This window comes from Paenibacillus sp. FSL M7-0896 (assembly GCF_037975415.1).
GTDB lineage: Bacteria > Bacillota > Bacilli > Paenibacillales > Paenibacillaceae > Paenibacillus_AQ > Paenibacillus_AQ silagei.
On the sequence record NZ_CP150250.1, the window covers coordinates 4,592,049 to 4,613,283 of the forward strand.

Here is a 21,235-nt window from a genome sequence, read left to right on the forward strand (position 1 = left end):
ATCCGCCCGCCCGTATTCCTAAGGTCCCTCATCCCTGCACAGCTGGCTATTTCGCCCTGGGATGATGATTCTCGTAGACCTCCTTCATATTCTTGCGGGCAATTCCGCTGTATATCTGAGTGGTCGAACTATCGGAATGGCCCAGCATCTGCTGCACAGAGCGCAGGTCCGCCCCGCCTTCCAGCAGATGCGCAGCGAAGGAGTGGCGCAGAGTATGCGGTGTGATGTCCTGCTCAATCTGAGCTTCACGCGCGTATTTTTTGATGATTTTCCAAAAGCCCTGACGGGTCAGCCGTCCGCCCAGACTATTCAGGAACAGCGCAGGCTCCTCCCGGCTCGCACGCAGCAGCTTGTCCCGCATCCCTGAGGTATAACGGGCTACGCAATCAGCCGCAATCACGCCGATCGGGACCACACGCTCCTTGCCGGAGGCGCCGCTGCAGCGTGCGAACCGTAAGGATGTGTTCACATCCTCCACATTCAGCGAGATCAGCTCCGTCACACGGATACCCGTCGCATACAGCAGCTCCAGCATAGCCTTATCGCGCATCCCCTGGGGAGCAGCTTCATCCGGAGCCGCCAGCAGACGTTCGATCTCCTCAATGCTGAGGATGATCGGCGGCTTGTGACTCGGCTTCATGGCTTCCATATCCAGCGTAGGATCTTGGACAATCAGCCGTTCCTTCAGCAAAAAATGAAAATAGGCGCGCAGCGATACCGTATTCCGGTTCACCGTGGCTGCTGCCTTCCCTGCTCCGCGCAGGGCACCCAAATAGAGCATAATATGCGTTCTTCTAATCTCTTCGGCCGCGTCCAGGCCCCGCTCTTCCGTAAACTCCAGAAACTGCGAAATATCCCGTCCATAGGATTCCAGCGTACTAGGAGACAATCCTTTGTCCCCGGACAAATACTGCATAAACGGCTGTAAGTATGACTTCATCAATTCACGCTCCTGTCAGACTCAGGCTGCTTCATGCGGCTTCGCAGCGGGTTGAGATCCAGCAGCCGGAACAGCGTTGTTCCATGACATGCTATAGATTGATTCGACATACTTCTCCCTTAATCCTGCAATCCGTCCCGTTACTCCCCGTACCAGTAAAAAAGGCGCAGGCGCTCCCCCGCACTTATCCCCTGTTCCCCATACTGGACATCCTGAAACGCCCGGACGGCGGTGCCTTCCGGAATCTCAACATTGCGGGCCGGACTGATCCATGCGCTGACCCAGCTCAAAACATAATACAGCACACAGCTTACCGCCACAAGCATCGTCATGAAATACAGCCGGCGCACCGTGCGGGGCAGAGAAATAATCATCTTGGCAGCCTCCTCAAAATGAAATCAGCGTCTGCGTCTGCATCCTGCATATGCTCACCTTCTGCTGCGCTTGGGTAAGCGCACGCAAGTGCGGAGAGTAGAAAGAATGCGGGCAGAACTCGTCCTTCACTTTATGCGCCGGAGGGCCATGTTATGTATGTCGGGGAACAAATTCGCCTTAGGTTACTTAATCTACCCGCTGGCTGGCGGCATCCGGGTTAACGGGGTTTAATGAGGCGCACTTATACACCTCATTCGCTTCATATAGCCCGCATCCGCTCAATTCAGGGGCACTTGTGCTCTTCATTCGCTCACTTAGCCCGCATCTGCTCAATTCAGGGGCACTTGTGCTCTTCATTCGCTCACTTAGCCCGCATCTGCTCAATTCAGGGGCACTTGTGCTCTTCATTCGCTCATTTAGCCCGCATCTGCTCAATTCAGGGGCACTTGTGCTCTTCATTACTCTCCATCAACTACCCGTCCAGCCAACTTCCGGCCAATTCAAAGGGATTTATCCCTTTCGTCCCCCCGCTACAGCACACTATCCTTGCTCTCCCGGCAATTAAAAAGCTCCCCTCCAGCCATTCAGCCGGGGGAGAGCTTGCGCGGTCATTCCTCATTTGAAGATGAACTTAGGAAATCCGCAATGAAGCATTCTTAAGTCCACGTTCTATATACGCTTATTCTGGAGTATTGTCCTCTGCCGGGTTCTTATCCTTGCAGCGGTGGCATATTCCGTGAAAATCAAGTCTATGATCAACCACCGTGAAGTTGTATTCCTGCTCCAGCCGCTCTTCCAGCGGACCCAGCCAATCCTCACGAATCTCATCCATACTTCCGCACTGCACACAAATCAAATGATGGTGATGATGCTTCGCCGTATCCGTACGCAGATCATAGCGGGCCACACCGTCTCCGAAATTGATCTTCTCCACGACATGAAGCTCGCTAAGCAGTTCCAGGGTACGATACACGGTGGCAAGACCGATCTCGGGCGCCTTTTCTTTTACAAGCATAAATACATCTTCCGCACTTAAATGATCATCCTCGTTCTCCAGGAGAACTCTTAAGGTCGCTTCCCGTTGAGGTGTAAGCTTGTATCCTTGGGATTGTAGTTGTTGCTTAATCTTGTCTATTCGGGCTTCCATTGTCTGCCTCCCCCTTGGAAAATTACCACACCGGGCTTCAAGCCACTTCTTCCATTATAGGGGGATTTCCTTTGAGAAGTCAAACGGTTTTAGCATCTCGATCGGGCTGGCCCGCACATTCACAGATCCTCCATATTTGAAAATTCTTCCTCACCCGGCCGACACCAGAAGCGGCGTCACCCAGCGCATCATCGCGGGCGTCAAGTAGGCCTCGAAGCCCGAGACCCCCATCACCAGCAGCGCCATCCCCAGCGAGAGCAGCGTATACATCATGAACGGATGAGTCACCTGCGTGCGGCGCTGCTGTCCCAGTACCCGGCTGCGGATCATTAGCAGGGAGAAACCGAGGGCCGCCGCGCTGCATACCAGCAGCACCGGAATCAGCACCAGATTATGCGGAGCGACGGAGACCAGGGCGAACAGCATACCGTGCCAGGAATATTGGCTGACGAGAGTGCCGACGGTGAAGCCGATCAGCACGCCTTTGAGAAAATCCAGAATCAGAATGCCCGGAAGTCCGATCACGGACAAGCCGAGCACCCAGATCAGGCCGACCCACTTCAGATGAAAAGCGGCGATGCTCCAGTATGAATCCTGCGCGGCAGGCAGTCCCTGCTGATCGACCGTCACGAAGAAATTGCTTAAGTAATCGCCCAGCTCCTGCTGCTGATCCAGCGTAAGCGCAGTGACGATAAGCGCTCCGAAGACCACCCCGACCAGAAATAATACCGCGACAAAAATATAAAGAGGCGTCTGTTCCTTCACCATCAGCTTTAGACTGCGCACCCTGACATTCCCCTTTCCGGTCACATGTTACACCATATGAGGGAATGTCCTGATCTATGACTTGTCCTTAGTTCTTGAGCACCTTGCCGTAGGTGCCTCCGCCACCCGAGGAGAGAACGAGCTGTCCTGTACGGGCCAGCACGATCAGCCCGGCCAGCTCCGCTCCCGCTACAGCGGCAAGCTCGGCTTCCGCAGCCCGGTGCAGAATGTTCATCTCTGTGCCAAAAGCCTCCAGCAGCTGGTTCAGCTTACGCTTGCCGAGGCCGGGAATGAACTCCAGCGGCACCTGGTAATGGTACGGAGGCCGATATTCCGGAACCTGCGGCAGCGGACGGTCGGCAATGTGCAGAATGCGGTCCAGCACACCCTGGACCAGCTTCGGACTACCGCAATACGGGCAGCGCTCCGAGGTACTGTAGGCTTCATCGATGATGCTGCCGCAGCCGCCGCAGTAGGTCCGGTGATATTTGCCCAGCCGGGGATTCAGCCCGAAGTTGGCGCTGACCCTGCGTCCTTCCGAGCGCCGGAGCGCCAGCTTCAGCTCCTCGAAGGAGGGCTCCCGCATCTCGATGACATTGTACTCGCGGCCGATTTTGCCGAGGGAGTGGGCATCGGAATTGGTCAGGAAGCTGTAGCGGTCAAGCTCCGAGATATACCCTGCCATCTCTGAATCCGCACTGAGGCCAAGCTCCACCGCCGCGATGCGGTCCAGATCGAATAACTCAGCCATCCGCTCGGCCGCACAGCCATAGAGCCCCTTATGAGGCGTGAAAATATGTGCCGGGATCAGCAGCCCGCCCCGCCCGGTAATCTCGTCCTGAAGTACCCTGGAAGGAGCGTACAGGCGCTGTGAGCTGAGATTCACATTACGCATATGGGCGCTCATCCAGGTACTGAAATCCTCCATCGTTCTAAGGTCCGGCATGAAGGCCAGGACATGGCACTCCCGCCGCCCGGGCTCACGGATCTCAATCTCGGTTCCCAGCAGGATCGTTGTCCCCCGGTACGCAATTCCGCCGCCTGCGGCTATCGTCATTTCACCGGAATCCAGCGCGGTATGAATATCACGCAGCACGCCCGGTGAGTGGCTGTCGATAATGCCGATCAGGCCAATCCCCTTGCGCTCCGCCGCTTCCCGGGCAATCCCGGCGAAGGTCAGATCACGGCTGCCGCTGATTTTGACCGCCTGGCCCTCCGAAGTCCGTCCGATATGCACATGCAGATCGCAGTAGACGCTGCTGAGCTCCTCCGCTAGTGCCATTGGCCTGTCAGCGTGTAAAGATGCCAGGCATAGACCGCCATCATCGTCTTGGCATCGGCAATACGTCCGTCCGCAATGTACTGGTAGGCTTCCTCCAGCGTCAGCTCGGAGACCTCCAGGAACTCATCCTCATCCAGTGCCATCTCGCCCGGCTGGGCATCCTCGGTCACATAGAGGTGAATGATCTCGTCGGCGAAGCCGGGCGAGGTGTAGAACGACTTCAGCAGCTTCAGTCCCCCGCTATGAAAGCCGGTCTCCTCCTGAAGCTCACGGCCCGCAGCCGCCAGCGGATCTTCTCCCTGATCCAGCTTCCCTGCCGGAATCTCTACCTCGGTACGGTGCATCGGCTGACGGTACTGCTCCACGACCAGCATTTTACCTTGGTTCAAGGCCAGCACGGCTACAGCTCCAGGGTGCTTCACGACCTCGCGGGTTGCGGTGTTGCCGTCAGGAAGCCTTACGGTATCCACCTGAAGCGAAATAATGTGGCCTGCAAAAATCGGCTTCGTTGACAATGTTTCTTCATCCAATGCGGGGTTGCGGTTTATTTCATCTTTTTTCATAGATTTGTGGTCTCCTTTGGCATCGTTATGCATAGGGTGTATTATAGCAAACTTAAGAAGAAAGAAGGAATGCAGGCATGAATAACATCCTTGTCCAAGCAAGCTCATCCGCAGTTACAATGGTAGGTAAACCGGAACAGATTATGGCCGTAATGGCCGGGTGGATGAAGCAATACGGGCGCGATATGCCCCTGGCTTACATCCTGCTGCTCCAGGCAGATTCGCGGATCAAAGCTTCTAAGGCTGGATAATGCCGCTTCGTTCTTCTGGTCAGCGTCTATGATATTCCAGGGTATAAGAAGGAGCTGTCTCCCGGATCATCCCGGAAGCAGCTCCTTTAATGTTATTCTTAAGCGGCAGCAGACCGTCTCAGCAAAAGCCTTGCCCTGGCCGGTCCCTGCACAGCCTCTTATTCGGCTTAGCCCTTCTGGCTCTCGGCCACAATGGCTACAACCAGGCTGGCCACCTTGACGATGTCTGCGGCCTTGATCCGCTCCTTCGTGGTGTGGATATCCTCGTAGCCAACCGCCAGATTCACAACCGGAACCTTAAGGCCGTTGAACACATTGGCATCACTGCCGCCGCCGGAGGCGAACAGCCGGGTAGTCAGGCCCAGCGAAGTGATCGCCCGGTCAGCCAATTGAACAACCGGATCATTCCCATTAAAGCTGAACGCCGGATAGATAATTTCGCTGCGGAATTCACTCTGCGCGCCGTGGTCGCGTGCGGTAGTCTCCAGCGCCTCCCGCATGGAGGCAATCTGCAGTTCAACCTTCTCCTGCACAATACTGCGGGCCTCCGCATCCAGCTGCACATGATCGCAGACCACATTCGTCGGTCCGCCGCCGGCGAACTTGCCGATATTCGCTGTCGTCTCGTTATCGATCCGTCCAAGCTTCATCGCCGAGATCGCTTTGCTCGCTACCTGAATGGCGCTGATGCCATCCTCCGGGTTCACGCCTGCATGGGCGGACTTGCCGAAGATCTGCATCGTTACCTTCGCCTGTGCCGGTGCTGCAATCGCGATGGCTCCCACTTCTCCGTTGGAATCCAGCGCGAAGCCCATGTCTGCATCCAGATATGCCGGGTCCATCGCACGTGCGCCCATCAGCCCTGACTCTTCGCCTGCCGTAATGACAAACTGAATCTGGCCGTGCGGCAGCTTCTGCTCCTGAATGACCCGGATTGCTTCGAACAGGGCAGCCAGTCCCGCTTTGTCATCCGCTCCAAGAATGGTGCTGCCATCACTTCGAATCCAGCCGTCTTCCCCCAGGGCAGGCTTGATCTTCTGGCCGGGCACCACGGTATCCATATGGCAGGTGAACAGCAGCTTCGGCGCGCTCACTCCGCTGTCCGCAGGCCAGGTCACGAACAGGTTGCCGGCTCCGTGCCCCGTTCTCTCCTGCGAATCGTCCTCCACCGCAGTCAGCCCCAGGCTGCTGAACTTCTCCTTAAGCACATCGGCAATCTGCCGTTCATTCCGGGTCTCACTGTCAATCTGGACAAGCTCCATGAACTCATGGATCAATCGGTCTTCTGATATCATATGGACTTCCCTCTCTTTCTCAGATACGTTACAATGGTTGTACTGCGTTCAATTGTGGGCTTATGCTCATAACTTAAACTAATCTCAAAGGAGTCACTCATGCAACGACAAAAATGGTTTCGCATTATCATCTACATCATGCTGTTCGCTATGATCGCCTCTACGGTGCTGTTCGTCATTGAGCCGTTTTTGGCCGGTTAATCACGCTTAGCACTTAAGTAACAGCGTCCGGGTTCCCCGGGCGCTGTTTGGCTATACGGAAACTGCTCCAGGAAGTAAGGCACCAGCTCTTCAGCAACCGTCCCGATGTCAAAAGCGCGCCCTGTGCATTCCTCAAGCGAGGTCACTCCGTATTCCGCAATACCGCAAGGGATAATGCCTGTGAAACCGCTTTGCCCGATCCCGGCCGATACGTTGAAGGCGAAGCCATGACTGGTGACAAACCCCCGGCGGAATTTACACTTATTGAACTTTACGCCGATTGCACAGATTTTCTCATCACCGACCCACACCCCGGTATACCCCTGCTTGCGGGTTCCCGTAATGCCATAGGCCTCAAGATACGCTATAATCACCGACTCCAGCTTGCGCAGATAGCCGTGCAGATCAACCTTGCCGTTCTCGCCCAGCTTCAAAAGCGGGTAACCGACCAGCTGGCCGGGCCCGTGATATGTAATATCTCCCCCGCGGTCGATCTCAAACAGCGCAATGCCCTGCTGCCTGAGCTGTTCCCCGCTGAGGAGCAGATGCTCCGGATGATTCTGCGAACCGATGGTGTATGTGGGCGGATGCTGCAAAAGAATCAGCTGCTCGGAAGCAGTGCCCGCGTCAATCGCATGCACCGCTTCCTTTTGCAGCTCCCAGGCCGCCCCGTACTCCATCACCGGAAGAATGGTAACTGTAAGTTTGCTTAGGTTCAGGTTCTCCATCATCATAAGTTCCCCTTTGCTTCTCATTCTCCCTGTCCCAGGAGTCCGCAACCGCCTTACTTAGTAGAGCTTCGTCTCCGGGGTGTAGCCTTCCACATTATCCTTCACTCGCTGCAGGAACCGTCCGCTGATGACTCCGTCCAGAATCCGGTGATCCAGCGACAGACAGATATTCGCCATCGAACGTACGGCAATCATATCATTGATGACGACAGGCTTTTTGACAATGGATTCAAAAGTCAGAATTGCCGCCTGCGGATAGTTGATAATCGGGTAAGACAGAATCGAACCGAACGAGCCGGTATTGTTCACCGTGAACGTGCCGCCCTGCATATCGTCCAGGCGCAGCTTGCCCTCCCGTGTCTTGAGTGCCAGTTCGTCGATCTCGCGGGCCAGCCCGGCGACATTCTTCTGATCGGCTTTTTTGATGACCGGCGTCATGACGGAATCCTCTGTGCCTACAGCCAGCGAGATGTTGATGTCGCGTTTGACGATGATTTTGTCAACGGCCCAGACCGAGTTCATGATCGGGTAATCCTTGATCGCACTGACCACAGCCTTCATCAGAAAAGCGAGATAGGTCAGGTTAATGCCTTCTTTGCGCTTGAACTCATCCTTCAGCTTGTTGCGCAGCACCACCATATTGGTCACATCGACCTCGATCATCGTCCAGGCATGCGGGATCTCCGAGACGCTCTGGCGCATTCTTGTAGCGATCGTATTACGGATCGGCGTAACATCGATCAGATATTCCGAGCTGCTGCCCCGTCCGCCTTCGATCTCAATCGTCGGAATCTTCGGTGATTCGCTAAGATGCAGGCCGGAGTTACGGACCTGCTGATGCTCATCATGAACCGGCTGGAACACAGGCTGCAGCGCAGCGGGTGCAGGAGCTGCGTCAGGTACAGGCGCAGCTGCAGGGGCTGCTGCGGGTGCCGGCGGCTGAACGGAGGCGCTGCTCTCCAGGAACGTGAGCACATCCTTGCGTGTGATACGTCCGCCCAGGCCGGTGCCCGGCACGGCCGCCAGGTTGATGCCGTGCTCGGCGGCCAGCGTCTGCACAGCCGGAGAGTAACGGGCCCGCATTGGAGCTGCGGCGTCATAAGCCGCAGCGGGCATGGGCGGCCGCGCGGCGGCGTGGGCCGCCTGCGGGGCGGTGCCGGATGCCGCAGCCGGGGCAGCGGCAGGTGTAGGGGCGTCGCCGGAAGCTGCCGGTGACGGGGCCGCAGCGGCTGGCGCAGCGGAGCCAGCCACTGCGATGCGGGCGATGATCTCGCCGACGCTGACCGTCTGGCCCTCTTCGGCCAGCAGCTCGGCCATGGTGCCGTCTACCGTTGCAGGCAGCTCCGCGTTCACCTTATCCGTGATCAGCTCGCAGATCGGCTCATATTGCTCTATCGAATCACCCGGCTGCTTCAGCCACTTCCCGATAGTCGCTGACACCAGCGATTCAGCCAGCTGCGGCATAATTACATCCGTCAGCGTTGTATTGTCAGACATAATGTCACTCCTTAATGTTTTGTAAGCGTGGACTTCTTGAATTTACTTCGTACAAAACTGCTTCGGAAGCATAGGCTTAGTTTTGTAAGCGTGGACTTCTTGAATTTGCTTCGTACAAAACTGGCTTCGAAAGCCAGCCATGAAATCCTGCACTTAATACAACATTCGCTCATACAAATCTGCCCAAAATCAAAAATGTTGCTCAAAACGCAGCAATTCTCTTCATTCGGGCGGCTGAGCGGACATATTGTTGTATTTCGTGCAGCATTCTTCCCAATTCACTGTATATTTCATATCCAAGTTGCACTTTCTGCAACATTCTTGCTCGGGTCCCGGTCGCGGTGTCCAGGTAGGATGAACTATTGAACTTAATACTGCGCCAGACGCAGCATCTCAGCCTTAACCTTATCCTTGCTGAGCAGGAAGAACTTCTCCATCGGCGGTGAGATTGGCATCGCCGGGACATCGGGTCCGCACAGGCGGAAGATTGGGGCATCGAGGTCAAACAGGCAGTGCTCGGCGATAATCGCCGCCACTTCAGCGCCGATGCCTCCGGTCTTGTTGTCCTCATGGACAATCAGCACCTTACCGGTCTGCCGGACAGCGGCGATAATCGCCTCGCGGTCCAGCGGCTGGAGGGTGCGCAGATCCAGGATATGTGCGGTTACGCCATGCTCCTTCTCCAGCTCCTCCGCTGCCTGCATCGCAAAATGCAGCGGCAGGCTATACCCGATCACCGTAATATCGCTGCCTTCACGCAGCAGATTCGCTTCACCAATCGGCACCGTGTAGTCGCCTTCCGGCACATCGCCCTTGATCAGCTTGTAGCATTTCTTGTTCTCGAAGAACAGCACCGGATCAGGATCACGGACAGCGGCCTTGAGCAGTCCCTTCGCATCTGCAGCCGAATAAGGAGCCACAATCTTCAGTCCCGGCGTGCCGAAGAAGATCGACTCCGGGCACTGCGAATGGTACAGCCCGCCGAAGATGCCGCCGCCGATCGGCGCACGGATGACGACCGGACAGTTCCAGTCATTATTGGAACGGTAGCGGATTTTGGCGGCTTCGCTGATAATCTGGTTCGTTGCCGGCAGCATGAAATCCGAGTATTGCATCTCGGCAATCGGCTTCATGCCATACATCGCAGCGCCGATGGCCACCCCTGCAATAGCAGATTCCGCAAGCGGCGTGTCCAGCACCCGTTCTGCGCCGAACTGCTCCTGCAAGCCTTTGGTTGTTGTGAAGACACCGCCCTTCACGCCGACATCCTCACCCAGCACGAACACCGACTCATCGCGCTCCATCTCTTCCTTCATCGCCAGCCGGATTGCATCGATATATTCCATCATCGCCATGGCTTAAGCGCCTCCCTTCAGGCCGGATTCATCGTAGACATGCAGCAGCGTATCTTCCGGTTTCGGGAACGGCGCATTCTCCGCGTAGGTTATAGCTTCTTTCAGTTCAAGATTATATTCAGCAGCCAGATCACGCTCCTGCTCGTCACTCCATAGACCGAGTCCGGTCAGATAAGTGCGGAACGCGGCGATGCCGTCTTTTTTCCAGTTCTCATCCACTTCCTCCTGGGTCCGGTAAGCCAGATCATTATCCGAAGTGGAGTGCGGCGACAAGCGGTACATCATCGCTTCAATCAGGGTCGGGCCTTCACCGGCAAGCGCACGTTCCCGGGCCTCCTTCACCACACGGTAGACCTCCAGCGGATCATTGCCGTCCACCCGGATGCCGGGGAAGCCGTAGCCGAGCGCACGGTCGCTGACCTTGCCGCCAAGCTGCTTGTGAGCAGGAATCGAGATCGCATACTGATTGTTCTGGCAAAAAATAATCATAGGCAGCTTATTCACACCGGCAAAGTTACACGCTTCATGGAAATCCCCCTGGTTGCTGGAGCCTTCCCCGAAGGTAACGAAGGAGACGAACTTCTTCTTCTGCATCTTCGCCGCCAGCGCGAAGCCTGCCGCATGCGGAACCTGGGTCGTGACCGGGCTTGAGCCCGTTACAATCCGCAGGCGCTTGCTGCCGAAGTGGCCCGGCATCTGCCGGCCGCCGCTGTTGGGATCTTCCGCCTTGGCGAAGACGGAGAGCATCAGCTCGCGCGTGGTCATTCCGACAGAGAGGACAAACGCATAGTCCCGGTAATAGGGCAGGAAATAGTCATTCTCCCGGTCCAGTGCAAATGCCGCCGCGACCTGTGCCGCCTCCTGCCCGATGCCGGATACATGGAAATTGATCTTGCCCGCACGCTGCAGCAGCAGACTGCGCTCATCATATTTCCGTCCGAGCTGCATGAATCTGTACATATCGATAACCTGGCCGTCTGTGAGTCCAAGCTGCTTATGTCTGTTAACCGTGTCTACAGTACCTTGGGATTCCATATAAGAGGTACCTCCTAAAAAGTATTGCCGGCGCTCAGCTTCCAGCCCCGCTATCTCTAACAGGTTCAGGATGCGTCCGCCAGGCGGGTTGACCCTAATACTAAATATATATATGCCCTGATCCTATCACCAGGTACTAAATCCATTATAATCTTTTTCGCGGCAAAAAGAAAAGCCAAAATCCCTCCGCCAAGGCAGGGCTCTGGAACCGAACAAATATAGCCGGTATGGAGCGATATCAGCGCATTACGCGCCTTCCGCTCCCTCCGGCCTTCTTGTTAAGCTCTCTATCGCACGCTAGAATCCGATTGCTCTTCCATCCACCGCCAGCATCGCCTCGCCCAGCACCTCCGACAGTGTCGGATGAGCATGTACAGCCTCCCCGACCTCCCAAGGTGTAGCATCCAGGATCTGGGCCAGCGCCGCTTCGCCGATCAGATCGGTCACATGTGGGCCGATCATCTGCACGCCGAGGATATCCCCGTTCTTCGCGTCAGCCACCACCTTCACGAAGCCGTCCTTCATGCCGTAGACAATGGCTTTGCCGATGGCGGAGAACGGGAATTTGCCGGTCACCGTCTCACGGCCTAGCTCCTTCGCTTCCTTCTCTGTGTAACCGACACTTGCCACTTCCGGCCGTGTATAGACACAGCGGGGAACCAGATGAGTCTCATAAGGATGGAGCGCTTCGCCCGCCAGATGGTTGACCGCACGGATGCCTTCATGGCTGGCGGCGTGAGCCAGCTGCAGTCCGCCGATACAATCGCCAATCGCATAGATATGCGGCTCACCCGTCTGCATATTGGCATTTACCGCAATGACACCTGTATCGAAGCGGATATCTGTGTTTTCCAGTCCGAGATTCTCGATGTTCGCCACGCGTCCCACGGATACGAGCAGCTTATCAGCCGATAGACTCTGGCTCTGCTCCCCCTTGCGGGCTTCAATCGTAATCCCTGTCTCCGACACTGTGCAGGTCTCGGCATCCACCGTTGTTCCGGTGAGCACCCGGACTCCGCGTTTCTTCAGCAGACGCAGCAGCTCGCGGGCCACCTCTTCATCCTCCTGCGGCAACAGCTGCCCGGCTGCCTCGACGACAGTCACCTGCACTCCGAAATCAGCCAGCATGGATGCCCACTCCACTCCGATTACCCCGCCGCCCACAATAATAATCGAGGCCGGTAGCTCCTCAAGCGTAAGCGCCTCTTCACTGCTCAGAATCACCTTGCCGTCAGGCACCAGGCCAGGCAGAATGCGCGGACGCGAGCCGGTAGCGATGATGAGATTCGTAGAGACCACGGTCTCCATCTCGCCATTCTCCAGTTCTACAGCTACAGCGCCGCTTCGCGGGGAGAAGATCGAAGGCCCGATGATCCGGCCTTTGCCCTTCAGCACCTGAATCTTGTGCTTGCGCATCAGATACTGCACCCCCTGATGTAGCTGCTCTACTACCGCTTCCTTGCGCTGCTGCACTTTGGGGAACACCAGCTTGGTGCCCGTAGTCTCTATACCGTAGCTTTCGCTCTCGTTGATTTCAGCCAATACCTCTGCACTGCGCAGCAGTGATTTGCTGGGAATACAGCCGCGGTGCAGGCAGGTTCCGCCCAGCTTGTCCATTTCAATAACGACAACGGATTTGCCCAGCTGCGCAGCGCGGATCGCTGCCACATAACCGCCGGTGCCTCCCCCAAGTATCGCCACATCACAGGTCATTGTCATGATATGTATCCTCCAGTCATTCCTCTTGAATTCAGTTCAATCTATTATATTGTACTCTCTTTCGGGAGTAATACAAAACATACAAACGTCATGTATTCATGGACTTTTGCAGGTTAAAGCGTTATCATATGGGTGAATTCAAATGGCTGCGAAGAGGAGCGACTGTGATGAAACTGCTGATTTCACGCTTCATTGCCATCCTTATTCTGGTGATCCCCGGCCTCCTGGCGATGACGGGCTTCCTGATGATGAAAGATGATCTGTTCAACTATTTCGCCATGCATGGCGATGAGACTGCTATTCCCAAATTTGCGTGGCTGCATTTCGGCGGCGGCCTGCTTTTATTCCTGGCGGGAATGACCTTCCTCGGCGGCTGGATTCTGGCCCGTGACCGCAAAAAGAACTACGTTGGCCCCCGCTTCCGGGAGAAGCAGCAAGCACAGCAGCCCCCGTCCTCCGAAGCCCGCTCCTAATTATATTCCATTGAAACAGGGGATGCCTCAAGCCATGAACGAACCGGCTGCTGAGGCATCCCCTTGTTGGTAGCTATCGAACTTTTAACTGGAGGACTCCCCATCCACACCAGACGCCGCGTGAACCGCACGCTGTACTCTGTGAGAGTGCGCTACGAGTCTATCGCTCAAGCACTACGTGCCTGTTACTCAAGTGCTAAGTGCAGTTTGTACAACTAAAATGCTCGGATCAGGCCCATTGTGAGGTTTAGCTGCACTTCGTACACTTATAAATCTCTACATTGCGTTTAAAGACTAATGTGCCTGATCTTAGTTGTACGGAATACATCTATGCCAGCTTATTCGTTAATCCGCAGCATTATAGCTGCACGAAATACAACTATCCGCGAGATAAGAGATACGGTTCACAGGTATGTGGTACGATATTAGAGCTTACCAACAGCGCAATTGCACAATGTACAACAGAAAAGGGTAATCTCCAGCAGAATTCAAAAGCTTTTGCACTTCGTACAGTAGAATTCGAACAACCCCCACTTTTCTGCTCAAATCAGCAAAATCTAATGTATCAAATACAGTAGAATACCATTTTCCACTCAAAACTCAGATTTCTACTGCACAAAATACAGTTACCTTACCAATTCCACCGCCGTAGCCTCTACGTACAGCCTTCAACGCAAGTGTGAGCATTCGCATTAGCATTAGCATTAGCATTAGTATTAGTATTAGCATTAGCGTGAGCATTAGCATCAGCATCAATGTCAGCATTAGCTACACTTCCTTGCTTCACCCCATGCCTCACTCATGCCTTAACCATCCCTCATCCTTACTCCCCGGCCGCGTCCTTACTTCCCCGCACCAGCTGACTATAGAGGCCGCCCTGCCGGAGCAGCTCCTCATGCGAACCCTGCTGAAGCAGGCGTCCGCCCTCAAGCACCAGAATGCGGTCGGCTGCGCGGATCGTGCCCAGCCGGTGGGCGATCACGAAGCTGGTCCGGCCGCGCATCAGCGCCTGGAGCCCTTCCTGAATCTTGATCTCGGTCACCGTATCGATGCTGCTCGTCGCCTCATCCAGCACCAGCATAGACGGATTCGCCAAAATTGCCCGGGCAATAGCCAAGAGCTGCTTCTGTCCCTGGCTGATACCGCTGCCGTCCACAGACAGCATCCGGTCGTAGCCGTCTTGAAGTCTCATGATGAAGGCATGGGCATTGGCCAGCTTCGCAGCCTCCTCCACCTCTTCATCGGTTGCATCCAGCCGGCCGTAGCGGATATTATCGCGGATCGTACCTTTGAACAGGAAGGAGTCCTGGAGGACGAAGGCCATATGGCTGCGCAGACTCTCACGGGTGACCGTTGACAGCTCCCGCCCGTCCAGCGTAATGCTGCCCCGACTCGGATCGTAGAAGCGGGACAGCAGGCCGATTAGCGTCGTTTTGCCAGCACCGGTAGGTCCGACCAGCGCAATCATCTCACCGGGCTTCGCTTCAAATGAAATATCCTGCAGCGTATCTGCCCCCCCATCATAGGAGAAGGAGACCTCCGAGAACTTCACAGCGCCCTCAACATGCGCAAGCTTCACCGCCGCGCCCTCATCCCGGGCTTCGGTCTCTTCATCCAACACCTCGAAGACGCGCTCCGCACCGGCGATCGCCGACAGCAGCGTGTTCCATTGGTTCGCCAGATCATTCAGCGGCCGGGTGAACTGGCGGGCATATTCGGCAAAAGCGATAATAATCCCCACCGTCACCAGCCCGCGGATTGCAAGCAGCCCCCCGACTCCGGCCACGATGGCAAAGCTCAGATTGTTCAGACCATTCATCAGCTTAGGAATGAAGCCCGAAATCGATTGCGCCCAATACCCCGACAGCATAATCCGTGTATTGCGCTCCCTGAAGCCGGTAATTACCCGCTCCTCCTGCGAGAAGGCTTTGATAATCCGCTGTCCAGACAAGGTCTCTTCAATGAATCCGTTCAGCTCACCCATATTCCGCTGCCGCTCCTTGAACAGCGGGCCGGTCCGCCGGGTAATCCAGCGCATCCCCAGCATCATCAGCGGCACCACAATGAAGGTTAGTAGCGTCAAGAGCGGGCTGAGCCATAGCATTACGCCAACCGTTCCCACCAGCGTCAGAATACTGGAAAAAATCTGAATCGCCGAGCTGTTCAGCGTCGAGCTGATATTCTCGATATCATTGGTCAGACGGCTCATAATCTCTCCCTGCTGCCTGCGGTTGAAGAAGGAGATCGGCAGGCGGTGCAGGTGCGAGAACAGATCCGTCCGCATCCGGTAGACCGTCTCCTGGGCCACCTCGATCATCCAGACATTTTGCAGCCAGGAGACCAGGGAATTCAGCAGGTAGACTAGCGCCAGCACCAGCAGGAAGAGGCCCCACGTTCTGCCGCCCTCCCCGCCCAGGTAGTCGTCCACTGCCCGGCTGATCAGGTAGGGTCCAAGGAGCGACAAGGCTGAGCTTAGCAGAACCATGAACAGCACCAGTATCAGCTTTGTCCGGCGTTCAGCGAGATAAGTCCATATGCGTCCTAATGTGCCTGACCAGTTCTTGGCCTTCGCCTTCGGCTTCCGGCTGCCCATCGCCCCGAAGACCTTGGCTTCGCCGTGGCCTACTTCCAGCTTCGGATAGCGGAACGGCTCAATGAGTGCTTTGAACATGCTGCCCCTCCCCTGTCTGCGATTGATAGATTTTGCGGTACAGCACGGACTCATCCATTAGTTCGGAATGGGTCCCCTGCGCAATGAGCCGGCCTTCGTCCAGCAGCAGAATTAGATCCGCCGAGGCAGTGGAGCTAATTTTCTGTGTGATCAGGAAGGTCGTGCAGGACAATTTCTTCAGCTCTGCCAGCAAAAGCCCCTCCGTCACCGCATCAAGCGCACTGGTGCTGTCATCCAGAATTAGGATTGCCGGTTTGCGCACCAGCGCCCGTGCAATGCTCAGACGCTGCTTCTGCCCGCCCGACAGATTAACTCCGCGTTGCCCAAGGGCAGTATCGTAGCCCTGCGGCAGCCCGGCAACTGTGTCATGAATCTGCGCTGCCGCTGCTGCCTGCTCAATCTCTGCCTGACTCGCCGCTGCATTTCCCCAGGCTATATTCTCCCGGATCGAGCCGGTGAATAGCAGTACCTCCTGAGGTACATAGCCAATCGAGCCCCGTAAGGTCTGCATATCCATCAATGTATGCTTCTGTCCGTCCACCAGGATGCTCCCGCTGCCGCATTCATACAGCCTGGGAATCAGCGTTACCAGAGAGGATTTGCCTGAGCCGGTCGCGCCCATAATCGCCACGCGTTCCCCCGGCTGCACCGTGAAGGAGATATCGTCAAGCACCTTAATATCACTGCCGGGATAGCTGAAGCTGACCCGCTGGAATTCAACCTTGCCTTGAACAGCTGACGCAAGACCTTCTCCAGAAGTCATACCCAGCTCGCCCGGGCCATCGCTTGCCGCCATCACTTCAGTGACCCGTCCCGAAGACGCCCGTGCGCGGGAGAAGCTGACCATAATCCAGGATAGCGCTGACAGCGCTCCCATCGTCCGCAGCGAGTAGTTAATAACAGCAACCGTCTGTCCCAGCGTCGCATCCCCTGTAGAGATCTCTATCCGCCCAAACCATAACACGGCCAGAATACCGGCGTTGACGATGATCATAATGAACGGGGTCGAGGTCTCGGTAAGCCGCAGCGCAGCAATAGTCGATCTCATCAGCTCTCCGCTGAATGTTGCGAACCGTCCAATCTCATGGCCCATCCGCACAAATACACGGATCAGCCGGATTCCGGTCAAATTCTCCTGAATAACACCATTCACGCCGTCGAGCCGGCTCTGCACATTGCGGAACAGCTCGGACGCTCTGCGCATCAGCCAGATCATGAAAATCACCAAAAACGGCAGCGTCACGGTCAGCAGCAGCCCCAGCTTGATATGTACCACAAGCGCCATAATCACGCTTCCGATCACAACCAGCGGAATACGGGTCATGAACCGTAGCCCCATGAATATCGTATCCTGAATTTGTGTTACATCCCCGGTAAGGCGGGTGATCAGAGATGAGGTAGGGAAGCGGCTAAAAATATCGTAAGAGAACGACTGTACCTTTTCATACAGCTTGTCACGCAGGTCGAATGCAAACCCCTGACTGACATGCGACGCAAAAAAGGAGCTGAGTATTCCCGCCAGAAACGCCACAGCGGCACTCCCTACCAGCACCCCGCCCCACAGCCAGACGACAGCCGTGTCCTGTTGCCGGATACCGTCATCAATGATTTTGGAGATCAGCAGCGGCTGCGACAGCTCCACGGCCAGCTCAATCAGCATCATGACCAGCGCGGCAATGGCGGCGACCCGGTATTTTTTAAGAAAAGTCAACATTAGCTTCATCGAAGATACCCCATTTGCTTATTCGTAGAGCGCATCCCGCAGGCGGGTAGACATGGCAGAGCCTTGTCCCGACTTCAAAATGACCCGGCGCAGTGCCTTGTTGCTGCGGTTCAGCTCGGTGAGCTCGGCCAGCATGTCTTCCAGTAAATCCTCTGCACCTGGGATCAGCTCCCCCTTCTCCCGCAGCACATTGATCCGTTCCTTATATTGCTCCAATTTCTCTGTCACCTGACTAACTTCCCTTCTGTTCACTATATTCTCCTGCTGAAGACACAATTGCGTTCATTATAGCACATCCCGGGCGGAAGCAATGTTTGCACTGGCTACTCCGGCCCCGAGTATGATACTCTAGAAAGGTCGATTTTTGGGTCGTGTTGCAGATTAGCTCAACAGTGAAAGGATAGATGGACGTGGCACAATTATTTTTCAGGTATGGAGCTATGAACAGCGGCAAATCCATTGAGATTCTCAAGGTTGCACATAATTATGAAGAGCAGGGCAAGTCGGTGCTCCTCTTCACACCTTCCATTGATAACCGGGATGAAGTGGGATACATCTCCTCCCGGATCGGACTGCGCAAGCAGGCCATTCCTATCGACGAGCAGACCGATATCTACAGCATTGTCAGCAGCAGTCTGCCGAAGCCGCACTGTGTACTGATCGACGAGTGCCAGTTCCTGAGCAAGGACTGCATCCTGCAGCTGGTGCGTATTGTGGATGAGCTGGACATTCCGGTGATGGCTTTCGGCCTCAAAAATGATTTCCAAAACAATCTGTTCGAAGGCAGCAAATATATGCTGATCTACGCTGACAAGATTGAAGAAATGAAGACCATCTGCTGGTTCTGTGCACGGAAAGCCACTATGGCGCTGCGGGTCGAGAACGGCAAGCCGGTATACAGCGGCAAACAGATCCAGATCGGCGGCAATGAAGCCTATTACCCGGTCTGCCGGAAATGCCACAAGAATCCTCCATTGTAAAATACCCTAAAACAGAACATTAAAACGCACTCCAGCCCTCAACAGGCCAGAATGCGTTTTTTTGTGTGCCAGTCTATTGAACCGCTTGAAGCGCCCTGTGCTCATCCTCCTTGCGGACGAACAGATCATGCTGGATCGTAGCCTTCCCGCCGAAGTTAGCACGCCTTGTGGTCTCTCTCATCCCGCCATTAATCCGGGAACGGTGCGGGATGCCTGCTGCTGCAAGGCGGGTTTTGACCCGGAAATATTGTCCCTGATCGAAAGTGGTATACACTAGTGTGCGCTCCCTCGGGACGAAGAAATGCCAGATGCCTCTAAGTAAGCCCACATGCGTCTCCTCCCTTTAGTTCAGATAACGTTCATGAAGAACCCGCAGATGATGCCGCTCATGTCCAATGATCAGAGCAATCTGCGCTCTAACCGACATCGCAATACCATTGGAGCTGCCTGTACGGGTATAATCATTATCCACCAGACTGTCTACCAGCGCCAAGGTGGACTCGCGGACGATCCGGTAGTGCGCAATCATCTCTTGCAGCGTGAAGCGGTCGAACGCCCCGGCAGCCGCATAATCATTCTCCTCATAGCCCGGCAGCGGCGCCTGTTCTCCCCTCGCAAAACAAAGCAAGCGGTAAGACATAATGCGGTCATTATCCGTCAGATGCCCTAGCATTTCCTTGATACTCCACTTCCCGGGGGCATAGCGGTAGGCCCCTTGTTCCTCTGTCAGCCCGCCGAGCAGAGCCAGTAGCTCCTGAGTCTGCTCTCTTAGAATAACGCTCAGTTCTCCTTCAGGCGGCACCAGTGTAATATATCTGGACTGAAATTCGGTATACTCTCCTTGCGCAGGACGCTGATTCATGGTAAAAACCCCTCTCCAAACCAATTTTTAAGAAATATTTGCCGGATTGTGTCAAAACCTGTTGTTGTATCTTAGCCTATTATGTATAATATCACCAGGATTACAGATTTGTTAATCTATTTCCCGGGAGTGTAAGCATGCTGGATTTTGTGCTTTATATGGTATTTTCAGTTTTAGAGAGTTCTGCCTTATTCTATCTGGCATTTAAAATTTTCAAACTCGACATTTATCCAAAAGAAATTGTGTTTGCAGGCTTAATTATGGCATTCATTTCTTACACCCTTCGTAATAATTATGGGCTCTCTAAAATAGACGTTTTTCTCCAGTATACTTTAACTTTCCTATTTATTTGGCTTTTGTTCAGGATTCATATATTTTTTGCTGTTATTGTAACAGGCGTTGCTTATCAAGCGTATATGTTAATTCAATCAGTTCTATATTTATTTATAAATAGTACCGGTATATATGAACTGAAATTCCCTTCCATATCTATAGGGATATATATTTTGCAGATTTTAACTTCTGCAGGAGCATTCATTGTTGCTTACAATATAGGCGTAAAAAGAAAAGGCTTTGATTTCATCCCTGATAAACCTGAGGGAAGAGTTACAATTAGCAAAAGTGATAAAATATTATTTGCTTTGTGTATCCCTTCTGTTCTTGTAGTAATACTGATGCTTTACCTTATTGAATATTTACCTCACTTTTTCTTTGTTATACCTTTATTTTATGGTTTTCTATTATTTGGATATCTCTATTTATCAAGTCAAAAAAATCGTGGTGGAATATATTGAATACTCTTGCTTTTAAAATTTCGACGGCTATTAAGAACGCAAATCCAGAAGAAACAGGTTCTATCGAGGTCTTGCAATACTCTCTCAATATTATTCTAAATACTTTTCTTATTATTACCTGTTCTTTATTTTTCGGCTGGTTGCTGAACAATACAGCAGCTACGCTATTGTTTTTCGCAAGCTTCTCCGTACTAAGAATTTTTTCTGGCGGATTTCATTTAAGAACAGCTACTGCATGCAATATAGTGACCACCCTGCTTTGTGTGCTTACCCCTTACTTTTTTATTTTAACGGGCTCTTTTCTTCTGATGGCTCTCAACATGATTAGCTTTATTATAATGTGCTTTTTTGCCCCTAATCCAGATAAAAATGCCCGAATTCCATATCATTGGTTTCCTCATTTAAAAGTTATCTCTATTTTTCTAGTAGCATGTAATTTTTTTATTGGCTCATCGGTTTTAGGACTGGCTTTTTTTGTTCAATCATTAACCGTATTACCCTGGAAAAGGAGGTTGAAATTATGAAAGCCATGACAGCTAAATACGTTTCAAAAGCGTTAGAATCTTCCGCACGCTT

Annotated in this window: 23 protein-coding genes; 6 read left to right on the plus strand and 17 right to left on the minus strand. The window is 54.0% G+C overall.

Annotated elements, in window-relative coordinates; genetic code table 11:
• Nucleotides 1-46: 46 nt before the first annotated feature.
• The 6 genes from xerD to MKY12_RS19935 all read right to left on the minus strand — a co-directional run bounded on the left by xerD (nt 47) and on the right by MKY12_RS19935 (nt 5,072).
• Entirely contained in the window at nt 47-940 is an 894-nt protein-coding gene (gene xerD, locus MKY12_RS19910) for a site-specific tyrosine recombinase XerD (RefSeq protein ID WP_036732025.1), read from the minus strand.
• A gap of 140 nt (nt 941-1,080) precedes the next feature.
• Nucleotides 1,081-1,314 carry a DUF4227 family protein gene (locus MKY12_RS19915; RefSeq protein WP_036732023.1) on the minus strand — a complete coding sequence of 78 codons (234 nt, stop codon included), beginning with the start codon at nt 1,312-1,314 and terminating at the stop codon, nt 1,081-1,083.
• Between the two features lie 680 nt (nt 1,315-1,994).
• The gene (locus MKY12_RS19920) at nt 1,995-2,462 is read right to left on the minus strand and encodes a Fur family transcriptional regulator (RefSeq protein ID WP_036732017.1); all 468 of its coding nucleotides are present in this window, start codon (nt 2,460-2,462) and stop codon (nt 1,995-1,997) included.
• Nucleotides 2,463-2,612: 150 nt separating this feature from the next.
• Nucleotides 2,613-3,248: a stage II sporulation protein M gene (gene spoIIM / locus MKY12_RS19925; RefSeq protein WP_036732014.1), complete on the minus strand. Its 636-nt coding sequence runs from the start codon at nt 3,246-3,248 to the stop codon at nt 2,613-2,615.
• 67 nt (nt 3,249-3,315) lie between these two features.
• Nucleotides 3,316-4,509: an endonuclease Q family protein gene (locus MKY12_RS19930; RefSeq protein ID WP_339310471.1), complete on the minus strand. Its 1,194-nt coding sequence runs from the start codon at nt 4,507-4,509 to the stop codon at nt 3,316-3,318.
• Nucleotides 4,500-5,072: an NUDIX hydrolase gene (locus tag MKY12_RS19935; RefSeq protein ID WP_209871107.1), complete on the minus strand. Its 573-nt coding sequence runs from the start codon at nt 5,070-5,072 to the stop codon at nt 4,500-4,502. Before MKY12_RS19935 ends, MKY12_RS19930 begins: the two co-directional genes overlap by 10 nt.
• Before the next feature lie 77 nt (nt 5,073-5,149).
• Here MKY12_RS19935 and MKY12_RS19940 point away from each other — a divergent pair, with 77 nt between their 5' ends.
• Entirely contained in the window at nt 5,150-5,323 is a 174-nt protein-coding gene (locus MKY12_RS19940; RefSeq protein ID WP_209871109.1) for a hypothetical protein, read from the plus strand.
• Nucleotides 5,324-5,490: 167 nt separating this feature from the next.
• Here MKY12_RS19940 and MKY12_RS19945 read toward each other — a convergent pair whose 3' ends face one another.
• Nucleotides 5,491-6,618 (minus strand): M20/M25/M40 family metallo-hydrolase, encoded by a 1,128-nt coding sequence (locus tag MKY12_RS19945; protein WP_339310472.1) that lies wholly within the window; start codon nt 6,616-6,618, stop codon nt 5,491-5,493.
• Nucleotides 6,619-6,717: 99 nt separating this feature from the next.
• Between MKY12_RS19945 and prli42 the strand changes: the two genes are divergently transcribed.
• Nucleotides 6,718-6,819 carry a stressosome-associated protein Prli42 gene (prli42, locus tag MKY12_RS19950; RefSeq protein WP_143803916.1) on the plus strand — a complete coding sequence of 34 codons (102 nt, stop codon included), beginning with the start codon at nt 6,718-6,720 and terminating at the stop codon, nt 6,817-6,819.
• Here the strand turns inward: prli42 and lipB are convergent.
• The 5 genes from lipB to lpdA form a co-directional block, all read right to left on the minus strand.
• Nucleotides 6,816-7,547, minus strand: a complete 732-nt coding sequence (gene lipB, locus MKY12_RS19955; RefSeq protein ID WP_339257544.1) for a lipoyl(octanoyl) transferase LipB — start codon at nt 7,545-7,547, stop codon at nt 6,816-6,818. The two genes, prli42 and lipB, sit on opposite strands and share 4 nt — an antisense overlap.
• Nucleotides 7,548-7,607: 60 nt before the next feature.
• The gene (locus tag MKY12_RS19960; RefSeq protein ID WP_339310473.1) at nt 7,608-9,047 is read right to left on the minus strand and encodes a dihydrolipoamide acetyltransferase family protein; all 1,440 of its coding nucleotides are present in this window, start codon (nt 9,045-9,047) and stop codon (nt 7,608-7,610) included.
• A gap of 368 nt (nt 9,048-9,415) precedes the next feature.
• Nucleotides 9,416-10,402, minus strand: coding sequence for an alpha-ketoacid dehydrogenase subunit beta (locus tag MKY12_RS19965; protein WP_036698320.1), 987 nt, complete (start codon nt 10,400-10,402; stop codon nt 9,416-9,418).
• Between the two features lie 3 nt (nt 10,403-10,405).
• Nucleotides 10,406-11,437: a thiamine pyrophosphate-dependent dehydrogenase E1 component subunit alpha gene (locus MKY12_RS19970; protein ID WP_036731999.1), complete on the minus strand. Its 1,032-nt coding sequence runs from the start codon at nt 11,435-11,437 to the stop codon at nt 10,406-10,408.
• Between the two features lie 297 nt (nt 11,438-11,734).
• Entirely contained in the window at nt 11,735-13,156 is a 1,422-nt protein-coding gene (gene lpdA / locus MKY12_RS19975; protein WP_209871115.1) for a dihydrolipoyl dehydrogenase, read from the minus strand.
• Between the two features lie 167 nt (nt 13,157-13,323).
• On the opposite strand from lpdA, the gene MKY12_RS19980 reads away from it, so the two are divergent.
• On the plus strand, nt 13,324-13,629 hold the full coding sequence (locus tag MKY12_RS19980) for a DUF2627 domain-containing protein (RefSeq protein ID WP_036731993.1): 306 nt from the start codon (nt 13,324-13,326) through the stop codon (nt 13,627-13,629).
• Between the two features lie 823 nt (nt 13,630-14,452).
• Here MKY12_RS19980 and MKY12_RS19985 read toward each other — a convergent pair.
• The 3 genes from MKY12_RS19985 to MKY12_RS19995 are packed head-to-tail and all read right to left on the minus strand — an operon-like array spanning nt 14,453 to nt 18,251.
• Entirely contained in the window at nt 14,453-16,300 is a 1,848-nt protein-coding gene (locus tag MKY12_RS19985; RefSeq protein WP_339249494.1) for an ABC transporter ATP-binding protein, read from the minus strand.
• Nucleotides 16,281-18,023, minus strand: coding sequence for an ABC transporter ATP-binding protein (locus tag MKY12_RS19990; RefSeq protein WP_339310474.1), 1,743 nt, complete (start codon nt 18,021-18,023; stop codon nt 16,281-16,283). Before MKY12_RS19990 ends, MKY12_RS19985 begins: the two co-directional genes overlap by 20 nt.
• 18 nt (nt 18,024-18,041) lie before the next feature.
• Nucleotides 18,042-18,251: a hypothetical protein gene (locus MKY12_RS19995; RefSeq protein WP_339249499.1), complete on the minus strand. Its 210-nt coding sequence runs from the start codon at nt 18,249-18,251 to the stop codon at nt 18,042-18,044.
• Between the two features lie 182 nt (nt 18,252-18,433).
• Here MKY12_RS19995 and MKY12_RS20000 point away from each other — a divergent pair, with 182 nt between their 5' ends.
• A complete protein-coding gene (locus tag MKY12_RS20000) occupies nt 18,434-19,003 on the plus strand; it encodes a thymidine kinase (protein WP_036731981.1) in 570 nt (189 codons plus the stop codon).
• A 73-nt stretch (nt 19,004-19,076) separates the two neighbouring features.
• Here MKY12_RS20000 and MKY12_RS20005 read toward each other — a convergent pair whose 3' ends face one another.
• Together MKY12_RS20005 and MKY12_RS20010 are read right to left on the minus strand one after the other, a co-directional pair.
• Nucleotides 19,077-19,331 (minus strand): hypothetical protein, encoded by a 255-nt coding sequence (locus tag MKY12_RS20005; RefSeq protein WP_339249501.1) that lies wholly within the window; start codon nt 19,329-19,331, stop codon nt 19,077-19,079.
• A 15-nt stretch (nt 19,332-19,346) separates the two neighbouring features.
• The gene (locus tag MKY12_RS20010) at nt 19,347-19,865 is read right to left on the minus strand and encodes a DinB family protein (RefSeq protein WP_339249503.1); all 519 of its coding nucleotides are present in this window, start codon (nt 19,863-19,865) and stop codon (nt 19,347-19,349) included.
• A gap of 137 nt (nt 19,866-20,002) precedes the next feature.
• Between MKY12_RS20010 and MKY12_RS20015 the strand changes: the two genes are divergently transcribed.
• Nucleotides 20,003-20,659: a hypothetical protein gene (locus MKY12_RS20015; RefSeq protein WP_339249505.1), complete on the plus strand. Its 657-nt coding sequence runs from the start codon at nt 20,003-20,005 to the stop codon at nt 20,657-20,659.
• On the plus strand, nt 20,656-21,183 hold the full coding sequence (locus MKY12_RS20020) for an accessory gene regulator B family protein (RefSeq protein ID WP_339249507.1): 528 nt from the start codon (nt 20,656-20,658) through the stop codon (nt 21,181-21,183). Before MKY12_RS20015 ends, MKY12_RS20020 begins: the two co-directional genes overlap by 4 nt.
• Nucleotides 21,184-21,235: the final 52 nt, after the last annotated feature.

Excerpts from the sequence above, each read along its gene's own strand:
- lpdA (WP_209871115.1), bottom strand. The coding sequence starts at position 13,156 with ATGACAATGACCTGTGATGTGGCGATACTTGGGGGAGGCACCGGCGGT.
- MKY12_RS19945 (WP_339310472.1), bottom strand. The coding sequence starts at position 6,618 with ATGATATCAGAAGACCGATTGATCCATGAGTTCATGGAGCTTGTCCAG.
- MKY12_RS19940 (WP_209871109.1), top strand. The coding sequence starts at position 5,150 with ATGAATAACATCCTTGTCCAAGCAAGCTCATCCGCAGTTACAATGGTA.
- MKY12_RS20010 (WP_339249503.1), bottom strand. The coding sequence starts at position 19,865 with ATGAATCAGCGTCCTGCGCAAGGAGAGTATACCGAATTTCAGTCCAGA.
- MKY12_RS19960 (WP_339310473.1), bottom strand. The coding sequence starts at position 9,047 with ATGTCTGACAATACAACGCTGACGGATGTAATTATGCCGCAGCTGGCT.
- MKY12_RS19915 (WP_036732023.1), bottom strand. The coding sequence starts at position 1,314 with ATGATTATTTCTCTGCCCCGCACGGTGCGCCGGCTGTATTTCATGACG.
- MKY12_RS19985 (WP_339249494.1), bottom strand. The coding sequence starts at position 16,300 with ATGTTCAAAGCACTCATTGAGCCGTTCCGCTATCCGAAGCTGGAAGTA.
- MKY12_RS19980 (WP_036731993.1), top strand. The coding sequence starts at position 13,324 with ATGAAACTGCTGATTTCACGCTTCATTGCCATCCTTATTCTGGTGATC.
- MKY12_RS19970 (WP_036731999.1), bottom strand. The coding sequence starts at position 11,437 with ATGGAATCCCAAGGTACTGTAGACACGGTTAACAGACATAAGCAGCTT.
- xerD (WP_036732025.1), bottom strand. The coding sequence starts at position 940 with ATGAAGTCATACTTACAGCCGTTTATGCAGTATTTGTCCGGGGACAAA.
- prli42 (WP_143803916.1), top strand. The coding sequence starts at position 6,718 with ATGCAACGACAAAAATGGTTTCGCATTATCATCTACATCATGCTGTTC.
- MKY12_RS19990 (WP_339310474.1), bottom strand. The coding sequence starts at position 18,023 with ATGAAGCTAATGTTGACTTTTCTTAAAAAATACCGGGTCGCCGCCATT.
- MKY12_RS20015 (WP_339249505.1), top strand. The coding sequence starts at position 20,003 with ATGCTGGATTTTGTGCTTTATATGGTATTTTCAGTTTTAGAGAGTTCT.
- MKY12_RS19965 (WP_036698320.1), bottom strand. The coding sequence starts at position 10,402 with ATGGCGATGATGGAATATATCGATGCAATCCGGCTGGCGATGAAGGAA.
- MKY12_RS19935 (WP_209871107.1), bottom strand. The coding sequence starts at position 5,072 with ATGAAAAAAGATGAAATAAACCGCAACCCCGCATTGGATGAAGAAACA.
- MKY12_RS19930 (WP_339310471.1), bottom strand. The coding sequence starts at position 4,509 with ATGGCACTAGCGGAGGAGCTCAGCAGCGTCTACTGCGATCTGCATGTG.
- lipB (WP_339257544.1), bottom strand. The coding sequence starts at position 7,547 with ATGGAGAACCTGAACCTAAGCAAACTTACAGTTACCATTCTTCCGGTG.
- MKY12_RS19920 (WP_036732017.1), bottom strand. The coding sequence starts at position 2,462 with ATGGAAGCCCGAATAGACAAGATTAAGCAACAACTACAATCCCAAGGA.